General features: G+C 72.3%; 13 protein-coding genes. 5 read left to right on the top strand and 8 right to left on the bottom strand.

Annotated elements, in window-relative coordinates; genetic code table 11:
- Positions 1-11: 11 nt before the first annotated feature.
- A complete protein-coding gene (locus ACGFX4_RS04945; RefSeq protein WP_393070338.1) occupies positions 12-488 on the bottom strand; it encodes a hypothetical protein in 477 nt (158 codons plus the stop codon).
- Positions 489-597: 109 nt separating this feature from the next.
- Here ACGFX4_RS04945 and mug point away from each other — a divergent pair, with 109 nt between their 5' ends.
- Complete coding sequence (gene mug, locus ACGFX4_RS04940; RefSeq protein WP_393070336.1) at positions 598-1,164, top strand: G/U mismatch-specific DNA glycosylase; 567 nt, start codon at positions 598-600, stop codon at positions 1,162-1,164.
- Positions 1,165-1,220: 56 nt separating this feature from the next.
- Here mug and ACGFX4_RS04935 read toward each other — a convergent pair whose 3' ends face one another.
- On the bottom strand, positions 1,221-2,117 hold the full coding sequence (locus tag ACGFX4_RS04935; RefSeq protein ID WP_393070334.1) for a LysR family transcriptional regulator: 897 nt from the start codon (positions 2,115-2,117) through the stop codon (positions 1,221-1,223).
- A gap of 146 nt (positions 2,118-2,263) precedes the next feature.
- On the opposite strand from ACGFX4_RS04935, the gene ACGFX4_RS04930 reads away from it, so the two are divergent.
- Positions 2,264-3,253 carry an NADP-dependent oxidoreductase gene (locus ACGFX4_RS04930; RefSeq protein ID WP_393070333.1) on the top strand — a complete coding sequence of 330 codons (990 nt, stop codon included), beginning with the start codon at positions 2,264-2,266 and terminating at the stop codon, positions 3,251-3,253.
- Between the two features lie 27 nt (positions 3,254-3,280).
- Here the strand turns inward: ACGFX4_RS04930 and ACGFX4_RS04925 are convergent, their stop codons facing one another.
- The 3 genes from ACGFX4_RS04925 to ACGFX4_RS04915 are packed head-to-tail and all read right to left on the bottom strand — an operon-like array spanning position 3,281 to position 4,264.
- Entirely contained in the window at positions 3,281-3,682 is a 402-nt protein-coding gene (locus tag ACGFX4_RS04925; protein WP_393070332.1) for a YccF domain-containing protein, read from the bottom strand.
- Positions 3,683-3,724: 42 nt separating this feature from the next.
- Entirely contained in the window at positions 3,725-3,976 is a 252-nt protein-coding gene (locus ACGFX4_RS04920; protein WP_393070330.1) for a lipopolysaccharide assembly protein LapA domain-containing protein, read from the bottom strand.
- 51 nt (positions 3,977-4,027) lie between these two features.
- A complete protein-coding gene (locus tag ACGFX4_RS04915) occupies positions 4,028-4,264 on the bottom strand; it encodes a hypothetical protein (protein ID WP_393070329.1) in 237 nt (78 codons plus the stop codon).
- Positions 4,265-4,481: 217 nt separating this feature from the next.
- Here ACGFX4_RS04915 and ACGFX4_RS04910 point away from each other — a divergent pair, with 217 nt between their 5' ends.
- From ACGFX4_RS04910 to ACGFX4_RS04900, 3 genes are all read left to right on the top strand, one after another.
- On the top strand, positions 4,482-6,029 hold the full coding sequence (locus ACGFX4_RS04910) for an alkaline phosphatase (RefSeq protein ID WP_393070328.1): 1,548 nt from the start codon (positions 4,482-4,484) through the stop codon (positions 6,027-6,029).
- Between the two features lie 86 nt (positions 6,030-6,115).
- Entirely contained in the window at positions 6,116-6,631 is a 516-nt protein-coding gene (locus tag ACGFX4_RS04905) for a hypothetical protein (RefSeq protein WP_393070327.1), read from the top strand.
- Positions 6,632-6,725: 94 nt separating this feature from the next.
- The gene (locus ACGFX4_RS04900; protein ID WP_393070325.1) at positions 6,726-8,585 is read left to right on the top strand and encodes a glycoside hydrolase family 15 protein; all 1,860 of its coding nucleotides are present in this window, start codon (positions 6,726-6,728) and stop codon (positions 8,583-8,585) included.
- Here the strand turns inward: ACGFX4_RS04900 and ctaD are convergent.
- From ctaD to ACGFX4_RS04885, 3 genes are all read right to left on the bottom strand, one after another.
- The gene (gene ctaD, locus ACGFX4_RS04895) at positions 8,582-10,264 is read right to left on the bottom strand and encodes a cytochrome c oxidase subunit I (protein ID WP_393070717.1); all 1,683 of its coding nucleotides are present in this window, start codon (positions 10,262-10,264) and stop codon (positions 8,582-8,584) included. The two genes, ACGFX4_RS04900 and ctaD, sit on opposite strands and share 4 nt — an antisense overlap.
- Before the next feature lie 130 nt (positions 10,265-10,394).
- A complete protein-coding gene (htpX, locus tag ACGFX4_RS04890; protein ID WP_393070323.1) occupies positions 10,395-11,252 on the bottom strand; it encodes a zinc metalloprotease HtpX in 858 nt (285 codons plus the stop codon).
- 108 nt (positions 11,253-11,360) lie between these two features.
- Complete coding sequence (locus ACGFX4_RS04885; RefSeq protein WP_393070715.1) at positions 11,361-12,869, bottom strand: NADH-quinone oxidoreductase subunit N; 1,509 nt, start codon at positions 12,867-12,869, stop codon at positions 11,361-11,363.
- Between the last annotated feature and the right edge of the window lie 12 nt (positions 12,870-12,881).

Below are 12,881 nucleotides of genomic sequence, written 5' to 3'. Positions count from 1 at the left end.
CAGGGTGGCGGTCAGCCGGTGGCGTCCTGCTGTTCGGGGCCGGCGTGGGCGTGGGCAGCGCGGGCGTGCGCGGCGAGGGCGGCGAGGGCGAGGGCGGTGGACTCGTCGGGGTGGCCGGCGCGGTCGGTGCCGAGGAGGCGCAGGGCCCGGTCGGCGGCGTCCGGCGAGGGCTCGTCGGGGGTGAGGACGAGTCGGCCGTCGTGCCAGACGGCGGCGCGCTGGGGGCCGTCGGGGAGGACGGCTTCGAGGTAGGCGATCGGCGCGGACTTGGACCAGGCGGCGAAGCGGAGGGTGTTGCCGCCGGGGAAGCGCTTGAAGCCGAGGTCGGGGCTGCTGTCGGGCTGTTGCAGGGCGTCGTGGAGCCGGTCGGTCATCGGAATGAGCGCGAGGCCCTGGGCGAGGTCCACGACCCGGGCGGCCGGGACCTCGGCCGCGACCACCCGGAGCAGGTCGGCGGTGGCGATCATCGCGTTCAGTTCGTGTGACATCCCAATATTCTGCGCATCTCGGCGCCGGACGGCAGGCGATTATTCGAACTGGTTATCCATCGGGTCGACCAATGCCGTTCATCCGGCCGGAGCAGGGCAGAGTGGTGCCATGACGACCGATCGTGCGAGGCCGACCGTCGAGCAGCTGGCCGCCGCGCAGGACGCGACCATCGCGGACGTGGCGGCGCCGGGGCTGCGGGTGCTGTTCTGCGGGATCAACCCGGGGCTGTGGTCGGGGGCGACCGGGCACCATTTCGCCCGTCCGGGCAACCGGTTCTGGCCGGCGCTGCACCGATCCGGCTTCACGCCAAGGCAGTTGGGGCCGCAGGAGCAGCAGGAGCTGCTGGCGCTGGGTCTCGGCATCACCAATGTGGTGGCCCGGACGACCGCGAAGGCGTCCGAACTGACCGCCGAGGAGTACCGGTTGGGCGGCGAGGCGCTGGTGGAGCGGGTGACCCGGCTGGCGCCGCGGGCACTGGCGGTGCTGGGCATCGGCGCGTACCGGGCGGCGTTCGGCAGGCCGCGTGCGGCGGTGGGCCGGCAGGTGGAGCGGATCGGCGACAGCGAGGTCTGGCTGCTGCCCAACCCCAGTGGCCTGAACGCGCATTACACGCTGGACGGGATCGCGGCGGAGTTCGCGAAGCTGCGCGAGGCGGTCGGCCCGGCCGACTCCTGAGGGCGACGCCGCGAGGGCGCCGGCCGCCTGCCCGGACGCTCAGCCCGCCCGAACGCTCAGCCGGCCCGGGTGAGGCCGGACGGCAGCGGGACGGAGCGCAGTTCGCGGATGGCGGCGCGGACGGCCGCGGTCCGGGCGAGTTCGGGGGTGGTGACGTAGCCGACCTGGCGGGTGGGCGGCCGGGGGCCGAGGTCGGTGACGGCGAGGCCGTGCGGCGGGTTGGCGAGGGTGAGCATCGGCATGATCGCCATGCCGACGCCCTGGGCGGCCAGCGAGAGCACCACGGTGTCGTCGGCGACGTTGATGGTGGCGGACGGGATCCAGTCCTGGCTGGCCCACCAACTCCTGGTGTAGGAGCCGCAGTTCTCGTCCCAGTCGACGAGGGGGAGGCTGCGCGGGTCGGGGTGTCCGGCCGGGTGGGCGAGCGCGTACGACTCGGTGAAGAGCGGGGCGGCGAGCAGTCCGGGGACGGCGGCGGTGTTGGCGTCGAGGGTGGCGAGGCCGAGGTCGGCCCGGCCGTCGGCGATCTCGCCGGCGGTGCCGCGGCCGATCTCGCGGACGATCCGGACCTCGGGGGTGAGCTGCGGGTGCCGTTCGGCGAGCCGGGTCAGGACGGCGGGCAGCAGCTGGGCGGCGACGCTGCGGAAGGCGGCGATCCGCAGCGGGCCGGCGATCCGGGCGGACTCGGTCGCGCGGGCCTCGGCGGGCAGCAGTTCCAGCAGCCGCAGGATCCGGCGGGCGTGGCCGACCACGCGCTGCCCGGCGGGGGTGGGGGTGGCGCCGGCGCGACCGCGCTCGAACAGGACGGCGCCGAGTTTGCGTTCGCAGCCGCGGACGGCGTGCGAGACCGCGGACTGGGTCAGGCCCAGGCTCGCGGCGGCGGCGGTGAAGCCGCCCTCGCGTGCGACGGCGACGAGGACGCGGAGCTCCTGCGGGGCGAGTTCGGTGGCCACGGACGGCAATCTACCTGCACCCATGAGCAGAATTCATGGAAGGGCGGCAGCCATCGACGCGACGGGCTGCCCGGCGCCGCGACGGCTTCCTACGGTGGTCACCGACCCCAGCACCGGTCCCACCACCGCTCCCCCGGAGGCATGCCATGCCCGTCACCGCCCACGCCGTCCACCAGGTCGCCCGCCCGCAGGGCATGCCCGGCGCCGAGCACTTCGCGTTCGTCACCGAGCGGCTGCCCGCCCCGGTGGAGGGCACCGCGCTGGTCGAGAACCTGTACCTGTCGGTCGACCCGTACATGCGCGAGGAGATGGACGGCGGCTGGGCGCTGGGCGCGCCGCTGGAGGGCCGGGCGATCGGCCGGGTGGTGGAGTCCCGGTCGGACGCGCTGCCGGTCGGCGCGCTGCTCTTCCACCGCAAGGGCTGGCGGACCCACGCGGTGGTCTCCCCCGCCGAGGTGCGCCCGCTGGTGGAGCTGCCCGGTGTGCCGCTCAGCGCGCACCTGGGGATCCTCGGCGGGACCGGGCTGTCGGCCTGGGTCGGGCTGACCCGGATCGCCCGGCTGCAGCCCGGCGAGGACCTGTTCGTCTCCGCCGCGGCCGGCGGCGTGGGCACCGCCGCCGGGCAGCTCGCCCGGCTGCTGGGCGCCCGCCGGGTGGTCGGCAGCGCGGGCAGCGCCGCCAAGGTGAAGCACCTGACCGGGCACCTGGGCTTCGACGCCGCCTTCGACTACCACGACGGCCCGGTGACCGGGCTGCTGCGCCGGGCCGCGCCGGACGGGCTCGACGTCTACCTGGACAACGTCGGCGGCGACCATCTGGAGGCCGCGATCGAGGTGCTGCGCGACCACGGCCGGATCGCCTGGTGCGGCGCGGTCGCCCAGTACAACAGCGCCGAGCCGCCGAGCGCGCCGCGCAACCTCTACGACGTGGTCGGCAAGAGCCTGCGGCTGGAGGGCTTCCTGGTCCGCGAACACCTGGACGCACAGCAGGAGTTGAACGACTTCCTGGCCCCGCACCTGCGGTCCGGCGCGGTGGTGTCGGACGAGACCGTGGTGGAGGGCTTCGAGCGGGTGGTGGAGGCGTTCCTGGGCGTGCTGCGCGGAGCCAACACCGGCAAGATGCTGGTCAGGCTGTGACGGAGCCCCCGCGACCCCGGAGCGGGCTCACCAGGCGCCGAACTTCTCGTCGGTGGAGACGACTTCGCGACCCAGCGGGGCAATCGAGATCGGGATCATCTTGAGGTTCGCCCAGCCGAACGGGATGCCGATGATCGACAGGAAGAGCGGGATGCTGGTGGCGATGTGCGCGATCGCCAGCCACCAGCCGGCGAAGACGAACCAGATCACGTTCCCGACGCAGGACGGCGCACCGGCGTCCTCCTTCTCGACCGTCGTCCGGCCGAACGGCCACAGGACGTAACCGGCGATCCGGAAGGCCGCGATGCCGAACGGGATGGTGATGATCAGGATGCAGCAGATGATTCCGGCGATCGCGTAGGCGATGGCCATCCAGATGCCGCAGAAGATCAGCCAGATCACGTTGAGGACGAAACCGATCACCTTCATGGCATCAGCTTTCCACGTCGGGCGGCGCGGCGCTCGGCTGCGCTAGCGCTTGGCGCGGCGGCGGGCGGCCATCCAGCCGATGGCGGCCCCGACCACCAGGGTGACCACGAGGACCAGCCACAGTGGCAGGGTGACGTCGGCGACCCAGAGGGTGATCGCCACCGAGTCCGTGTTCACCGCGACGAACCAGACCGCCAGCACGGTCAGGACCGCGATCCCGATGGTGCGCATCCGGTACTCGCGGCCGCCGACGGTGACGCTCGACCGCTTCGAGTCGGTGGTTTTGTCAGCCATAACTACCATTATCGGTCGATTTGGCCGATGCGCAGGGTGGAGGAAATCGGCTCAGGTCCCCGCGCCGGGGAGCAGCAGCAGACGCTCGGGGTCGTACTCCATCCAGTGCTCGCCGGTGCGCAGGGCGTGAACGCGGCACCAGGGGGTGCCGTCGGCCGGCTGCCACCAGGCGTTGATCCGGCCGAGCGCCCAGGTGCCGTCCTCGCGGTGGATCTCGACCGGTTGGTAGACCCGACGGATCTCGGTCTCCGGTGGCTGCCAGTCCTGCCAGTCCTCGTTGTGTCCCACCCGAACGACTCTACAGACCTGTAGTAGATGCACGAAGCTGTTCGGCCAAGGGTTCGTCAGAACGCGTCCCTCGCGCCCGACGCTTGTTCGACCACAGGACACCCTCGGGCCGCAGCGTGTTCACGTGCCGCTCCTAGCGTCGCACCGCCCGGGTGTTCCCCGGGTGCGCGCGCGGTGGGCAAGGCCGGGTGCGCCGAGCGTCGAGGAGACGTCAGACATGCAGCGCAAGGCCTTCAAGGCCGCCATGGTGATCGCTCTGGCGAGCACCATGGTCGGGGGTGCGGCCGTCGCCGCCTATTCCGAGCCTTCGGACCAGAACGACTACGGCTACGGCCGGGACGACCACGGTGACCGCAACGGCGAGATCCGCAACGTCATCTACCTGCTCGGCGACGGCATGGGCCGCACCCATGTCACCGCGGGCCGCGACCGCTTCTACGGCGCCTCCGGCCGCCTGAACATGGAGCGCCTGCCGTACGTCGGCCAGGTCGCCACCTTCGCGGTGGAGAAGGGCACCAACAAGCCCGCCCTGGTCACCGACTCGGCCAGCTCGGCGACCGCCTGGTCGTCCGGCGTGAAGACCTACAACGCGGCGCTCGGCGTGGACGCGTACGAGAAGCGCGTCGCCACGCTGATGGAGCAGGCCAAGGCCGCGGGCTTCGCCACCGGCAACGTCTCCACCGCGGAGATCACCGACGCCACCCCGGCCGGCGAGTTCAGCCACGTGCTGCTGCGCGGCTGCCAGGGCCCGTCCTACTCGGACGCGGCCTGCCTGCCGAAGAACGCGGACGGCACCTTCGAGGCCAAGCCGGCCGACTCCACCCTGATCACCCCGGTCGCCGAGCAGATCGCCCGCAACGGCACGGCCGACGTGATCCTCGGCGGCGGCCTGGCCCGCTTCGAGCCGGACGACCAGAAGGCGCTGGAGGCCCAGGGCTACCAGGTGCTCGGCAGCTTCGGCGACGCCGCGCTGCCCGCCCAGTCCGCCGCCAGCCAGAAGGTCGCCACCAAGGCCGACCTCGACGCGGCCAAGGGCAAGAAGGTCGTCGGCCTGTTCAACCGCGGCAACCTGACGGTGGAGGCTGCCAAGGCCGGGCTGCCGGCCGGCGCCCCGGAGAAGTCCGAGCCGACCCTCTCGGACATGACCACCAAGGCCATCGACCTGCTGTCGAAGAAGAACAAGAAGGGCTTCTTCCTGCAGATCGAGGGCGCCCAGATCGACAAGCGCTCGCACGCCAACGACGCCACCCAGACCCTGGGCGAGATCAAGGCGTTCGACGACGCGGTGGCCAAGGCCGTGGACTTCGCCAAGAAGGACGGCCACACCCTGGTGATCGTCACGGCCGACCACGAGTGCGCCGGCTTCAACATCATCGAGAAGGGCACCTTCACCAACGCCGAGGCGGCCGCCCCGCCCACCAACGCCGACGCGGGCAACCCGGCCAACAACAGCTCGCCGGCCCGCACCTCGGGCAACGTGAAGGACGCGCTCCGCTCGACCGGCCCGGTCAACGGCGCCGGCTCGAAGGACCCGAAGAACTTCGCCCCGGCCACCTTCCGCACCCCGGACGACGCGGCCGACGTCAAGGACGGCTCGCCCGAGGCCAGCCTCTGGCTGACCTACCTGTCCGGCAACCACACCGGCGCCGACGTGCCGATCTTCGCGTACGGCCCCGGCGGCCAGCGCTTCGCCGCCAGCCAGGACAACACCGAGCTGTACGGCAAGGTGTACCGCGCGCTCTTCAACCGGGCCCCGCAGCGCTGACGCACCAGCACTGACCGAAGCCCGACCGGGGCCGGGAGGCGTCCGTCCTCCCGGCCCCGCCGCCACCTCCCCAGGAGAGCACCGCCATGAAGCACCCCGTCCGTACCGCCACCGTGCTGGCCGCCCTGGCGTTCGGCCTGCTCACCGGCTGCTCCGGCGGCGGCGAGCCCGCCGAGCCGGCGCCCCCGGCCTCGCCGAGCGCCGTCGCGCTGCCCGCGCCGAAGCAGATCGCCGCGCCCGCCTCCGTGCTGGCCACCCCGGCGAAGCCGGGCGAGGTGCGGGTCGAGCCGGGCCCGTTCACCGACCGGGTGGCCTTCACCGGGCTCGCCCTGGACAAGGGCTCGACCGTGAAGGGGCACCTGACGATCACCTCCGACGTCAGCGACGTGCTCGCGCTGGAGGTGCACGCCGGCTTCTACGACGCGGCCGGCCACCTGGTCGGCAGTGGTGTCTTCCACTACCAGGAGGAGGAGGCCGCCACCGGCGAGCACGACGGCCCGCGCGCCGCCGGCGGGGGCATCGACTTCTCGCTGCCCGCCGAGAAGCTCACCGGCACGCCGGTCGGCGTGGTGCTCACCCTGCCGGTGCTGGTCAACGAGTAACCGGCGGCCTGTTCGGCGCAGCCCCGGTGGCCCGGGGCGCCGCCCGGTCGGAGGGTGGGGCGAAGGACCGACCCCACCGCGGAGGACGTCGCCGATGCACCGCTACCCGCCGATCGCCGACCACGGTCTCATCGGAGACCTGCAGACCTGCGCGCTGGTCTCCGCCGAGGGCGTGGTGGACTGGTTCTGCTCCCCGCGCTTCGACGCGCCGAGCGTCTTCGCCCGGCTGCTGGACCACGAGCGCGGCGGCCACTTCTCGATCACCGTGGACGCGCCCGGCACCACCGTCCGCCAGCTCTACCTGGCCGACACCGCGATCCTGATCACCCGCTTCCTCACCCCGGACGGGGTCGGCGAGGTGGTCGACTTCATGCCGCTCGCGGCGGACCCGACGGCGGTCTCCGACCGGCACACCCTGATCCGGGTGATGCGGGTGGTCCGCGGCACCGTCCGCTTCGCGCTGGAGTGCCGGCCCCGCTTCGACTACGGCCGGGAGCGGCACGAGCTGCTCCTGGACGGCGACACCGCCCGGTTCACCGGCTCCGCGGTCACCGCCCACCTCCAGGCGCTCGGTCCCGTCCCGCTGCGGCAGGACGGCACGGACGTCCGCGCCGAGGTCGAGCTGACCGCCGGTCAGCGGGCCGCCGCCGTGCTCACCCTGGATGCCCCCGGCGCCGAGCCGCCCCTGCCGGCGACCGCGGAGAGCCTGCGGGCGGACTTCGACGGCGTCCGCTTCTTCTGGCACGGCTGGATCAGCCGCTGCCGCTACCGGGGCCGCTGGCAGCAGCAGGTCAACCGCTCGGTGATCACGCTGAAGCTGCTCACCTACGCCCCGTCCGGCGCACCGGTGGCCGCCGCCACCATGGGCCTGCCCGAGCAGGTCGGCGGCGAGCGCAACTGGGACTACCGCTACACCTGGGTGCGGGACGCCTCGCTGTCGGTGCGCGCCATGGTCGACCTGGGCTTCACCGCGGAGGCCGACGCCTTCCGCCGCTGGCTGGGCGCCCGGCTGCAGGCCGGCGGCACGGTCAGCGGCGAACCGCTGCAGATCATGTACCGGGTGGACGGCGACCCGCACCTCAGCGAGGAGGTCCTGGACCACCTGGAGGGCTGGCGCGGCTCGGCCCCGGTCCGGGCCGGCAACGGCGCCGCCGACCAACTGCAGCTCGACATCTACGGCGAGGCGGTGCACGCCTTCGCGCAGGCCCGCGACCTGGCCCAACTGGTCGGCTACGACGGCTGGCTGCGCTTCGCCGCCACCGTGGACTGGCTGTGCGACCACTGGGACCGCCCCGACGAGGGCATCTGGGAGACCCGCGGCGGCCGGCAGGACTTCACCTACAGCCGGCTGATGTGCTGGGTCGCCTTCGACCGGGCCGTCCAGCTCGCCCTGCACTTCCGCCGCCCGGCCGACGTGCCGCGCTGGACGGCCGCCCGGGACGCGGTGCTGCTGCAGGTGATGGAGCGCGGCTGGTCCGCCGAGCGGCAGGCCTTCGTCCAGCACTACGGCAGCGAGGTGCTGGACGCCTCGCTGCTGCTGATGCCGATCACCGGCTTCGTCTCCCCGCGCGACCCGCGCTGGCTCGCCACCCTGGACGCGATGGACCAGGACCTGGTCTCCGACAGCCTGGTCTACCGCTACGACCCGGCCGCCTCCCCCGACGGGCTGCGCGGCTCCGAGGGCACCTTCTCGCTGTGCAGCTTCCTGTACGTGGACGCGCTGGCCCGGGCCGGCCGGCTGGAGCAGGCCCGGTACGCCTTCGACAAGATGCTCACCTACGCCAACCACGTCGGCCTGTTCGCCGAGGAGATCGGCCCGACCGGCGAGCAACTGGGCAACTTCCCGCAGGCGTTCACCCACCTGGCGCTGATCACCGCGGCGATGAGCCTGGACGAGGCCCTGGACGCCGCGCTGCACGGCGACCGGGAGGGCGACCGGGAGAGCCGCGGCTAACGGACGGCCTCGGTGTCGTTCTGCAGGCGGTCGAGCTCGGCGATGTCCGGGTGGTGCAGGTCGAACGCCGGGCACTCGGAGCGGATCCTGGGCAGCGTGTGGAAGTTGTGCCGCGGCGGTGGGCAGGAGGTCGCCCACTCCAGCGAGCGGCCGTACCCCCACGGGTCGTCCTCGGTCACCAGCGGCGCCCGGCGGCGGGTCAGCCAGACGTTGTACAGGAACGGCAGGGTGGACAGGCCGAGCAGGAACGAGCCGATGGTGGAGACCGTGTTGAGCGTGGTGAAGCCGTCGGTGGAGAGGTAGTCGGCGTACCGGCGGGGCATGCCCTCGGCGCCCAGCCAGTGCTGCACCAGGAAGGTGGCGTGGAAGCCGACGAACAGCGTCCAGAAGTGGACCGCGGCCAGCCGCTCGTCGAGCATCCGGCCGGTCATCTTCGGCCACCAGAAGTAGAAGCCGGCGAACATCGCGAAGACCACCGTGCCGAAGACCACGTAGTGGAAGTGGGCCACCACGAAGTAGCTGTCGGAGACGTGGAAGTCGATCGGCGGCGAGGCCAGCAGAACGCCCGTCAGGCCGCCGAACAGGAAGGTCACCAGGAAGCCGATCGACCACAGCATCGGTGACTCGAAGCTCAGCGAGCCCTGCCACATGGTGCCGATCCAGTTGAAGAACTTCACCCCGGTGGGCACGGCGATCAGCAGCGTCATGAAGGAGAAGAACGGCAGCAGCACCTGGCCGGTGACGAACATGTGGTGCGCCCAGACCGTCACCGACAGGCCGGTGATCGCGATCGTGGCGGCGATCAGGCCGGAGTAGCCGAAGATCGGCTTGCGGCTGAAGACCGGGATGATCTCGGTGACGATGCCGAAGAACGGCAGCGCGATGATGTAGACCTCGGGGTGGCCGAAGAACCAGAAGAGGTGCTGCCAGAGGATCGGCCCGCCGTTCGCGGGGTCGAAGACGTGCGCGCCGAACTTGCGGTCGGCCTCCAGGCAGAGCAGTGCGGCGGCCAGTACCGGGAAGGCGAACAGCACCAGGATGCTGGTGAACAGGATGTTCCAGGTGAAGATCGACATCCGGAACATGGTCATCCCCGGCGCCCGCAGGCAGGCGATGGTGGTGATGAAGTTGACCGAGCCGAGGATGGTGCCGAAGCCGGAGAACGCCAGGCCCATGATCCACAGGTCGGCGCCGACCAGCGGCGAGTGGACCTCGCTGTTCAGCGGCGCGTAGGCGAACCAGCCGAAGTCGGCGGCGCCGTCCGGGGTGAGGAAGCCGCCGACCGCGATCAGGCTGCCGAACAGGTAGAACCAGTAGGCCAGTGCGTTCAGCCGGGGGAAGGCGACGTCCGGGGCGCCGATCTGCAGCGGCATGAACCAGTTGGCGAAGCCCGCGAAGAGCGGGGTCGCGAACATCAGCAGCATGATCGTGCCGTGCATGGTGAACGCCTGGTTGAACTGCTCGTTCGTCAGGATCTGCGTCCCCGGGCGGGCGAGTTCGGCGCGCATGACCAGGGCGAGGACGCCGCCGACCAGGAAGAAGGCGAACGAGGTCGCCATGTAGAGGGTGCCGATCTGCTTGTGATCGGTGGTGGTCAGCCAGCGCACCAGCGCCCGGCCGCCCCGGCGCCGCCGGCCGAACCACCGGCGCGGCTTCGGCGGCCGGGGCGGCGCACCCATGGATTCGCTCGGCAGGATCGTCACCGCAGCACCCCTCAGCGTCGCCGGGTAGTCGGTCAAGCACTACCAGTGACGGACGGTCGGGTGCGGTGGCGCGCCCTAGCGGGTCACCCGGTCGGCCGCGGCGCGGTCAGTGGCCGGCCATGCGTTCGAGGCGGGCGATGCGCTCGCGCATCGGGGGGTGGGTGGAGAACAGCCGGGTGCCCGCCTCGCCGGGGCGGAAGGGGTTGGCGATCATCATGTGACTGGCCGTCTGGAGCTGCGGCTCGGGCCGGAGCGGGAGGCGCTGGGTGCCGGCGTCGAGCTTGCGCAGGGCACTGGCGAGGGCCAGCGGGTCGCCGGTGATCCGGGCGCCGTCGGCATCGGCCTGGTACTCGCGGGAGCGGCTGACCGCGAGCTGGATCAGCCCGGCCGCGATCGGCCCGAGGATCATGATCATCAGCATCCCGATCAGGCCGGGTCCGTCGTCGTCGTCGCTGCGGCCGATCGGGATCAGCCAGGCGAAGTTGACCAGGAACATCACCACCGAGGCGAGCGCCCCGGCCACCGAGGAGATCAGGATGTCCCGGTTGTAGACGTGGCTGAGCTCGTGGCCGAGCACCCCGCGCAGCTCGCGCTCGTCCAGCAGTTGGAGGATGCCGTCGGTGCAGCAGACCGCCGCGTTGCGCGGGTTGCGGCCGGTGGCGAAGGCGTTCGGCGCGGGGGTGGGAGAGATGTACAGCCGGGGCATCGGCTGGCGGGCGGAGGTGGAGAGCTCGCGGACGATCCGGTACAGCTGCGGCGCCTCGATCTCGCTCACCGGCCGGGCCCGCATGGCCCGCAGGGCCAGCTTGTCGCTGTTCCAGTACGCGTACGCGTTGGTGCCGACGGCCACCAGCAGGGCGATCAGGAGACCGGTACGGCCGAAGAAGCTGCCGATCACCAGGATCAGCGCGGACAGCCCGCCGAGAAGGACGGCGGTCCGCAAACCGTTGTGCTGGCGGTGCACTGCAGGGCCCTCCGTGGTGGTGCGATGGGAAGCCTTCTGCGACTCATCCTCTGCCGGGGTCAACGGAGGAGAGCTGCGGGTTCGTTCCCCTCAGCACTGTTCCACAGCTCAGAACAGCGTGCCGCCCACGACCTGGAGGACCAGCTGCGGCGCGACCGAGAGGACCACCGCGCCGGACGCCGCGAGGCCGAGGGTGGCGGCCAGCGGGCCGGGCACCCGGCCGCTCTCCACCGCGTCGGGGCCCGCCGGGGCGAAGAGCTTCGCCGTCCACAGCAGGTAGTAGTACAGAGCGATCACCACATTGACGGCCATCACCACGGCCAGCCAGCCCAGGCCGGCGTCGACCGCCGCCTGGAAGACCACGACCTTGCCGAACAGGCCGACCACGCCCGGCGGCAGACCCGCCAGGCAGAGCAGGAAGAACGCCAGCGCCAGCGCCGCCCAGCGGTTGCGGGCGTACAGGCCACGGAAGTCGTCCAGCCGGCTCGCGCCGGAGCGGGCCACCACCGCGACCACGCCGAAGGCACCCAGGTTGACCAGGCCGTAGATCAGCGCGTACGCCACGGTCGCGCCGAGCGGCTCGGTCGAACCCCGGTAGCCGGCGGCGGCCAGCGGGACCAGCAGGTAGCCGGCCTGGCCGACCGAGGACCAGGCGAGCAGGCGCAGCGCGCCGAACCGGGTGTCGGAGCGCTGGCGCAGCGCGCCGACGTTGCCGACCGTCATGGTGAGCGCGGCCAGCACCGCGAGCACCAGGCCCCAGGTGCGGCCGTACGGGTGGAAGGCGAGGGTGGTGACCAGGGCGAGTCCGGCCAGGCCGGAGGCCTTGCCGACGACCGAGAGGTAGCCGGCCACCGGCAGCGGGGCGCCGGTGTAGGTGTCGGGCACCCAGAAGTGGAAGGGGACGGCGGCCACCTTGAAGGCGAAGCCGACCAGGGTGAGCACCGCACCGGCCTCGGCCAGCGGCTTCAGCTGCGGCTGGACGTGCCCGAGGCCGTCGGCGACCGCGCCCAGGTGGATCGAACCGGTGGCGGCGTAGACGAAGCTGACGCCGAGCAGCATCACGGCGGTCGCGGTGACCGAGGAGAGGAAGAACTTCAGCGCGCTCTCCGCGCCGCGGCCGTCGCGGCGCAGCGCCACCAGCGCGAAGGCCGGCAGCGAGGCCACCTCCAGCGCGATGATCAGCGTCGCCAGGTCGCGGGAGGCGGGCAGCAGGGCGGCGCCGGCGGCGCTGCTGAGCAGCAGGAACCAGTACTCGCCGCCCGGGAGCTTCTCCTCCTCCACGGTGTGCAGCGAGAGCAGCGCGGTGATCAGCGCGCCGCCGAGCGCCAGCAGCTGGAAGACCAGCGCGAACGGGTCGGCGACGTACGAGCAGCCGGCGTCCTTCAGGCAGAAGGTCGAGCGGGTGCCGCCGGTCGCGAGCGGGAGCAGCAGGGCGAGCGAGGCGACCAGGCCGGCGACCGTGATCCAGCCGAGGACGCGCTTGCGGGCCTCCGGCAGGAAGAGGTCGGCGAGCAGCACCGCCAGGGCGACCAGGGCCGCGGTCAGCGGCGGCGCGACGGCCAGCCAGTCGACGGACTGGATCAGCGCGCCGGGGTCGGCGACGGCGAGCGAGGTCATGGCGGGCTGCCC

Origin of the sequence: Kitasatospora sp. NPDC048365 (assembly GCF_043200835.1) — a bacterium.
Taxonomy (GTDB): domain Bacteria; phylum Actinomycetota; class Actinomycetes; order Streptomycetales; family Streptomycetaceae; genus Kitasatospora; species Kitasatospora terrestris.
This window is presented reverse-complemented; position numbering and strand designations above follow the sequence as displayed.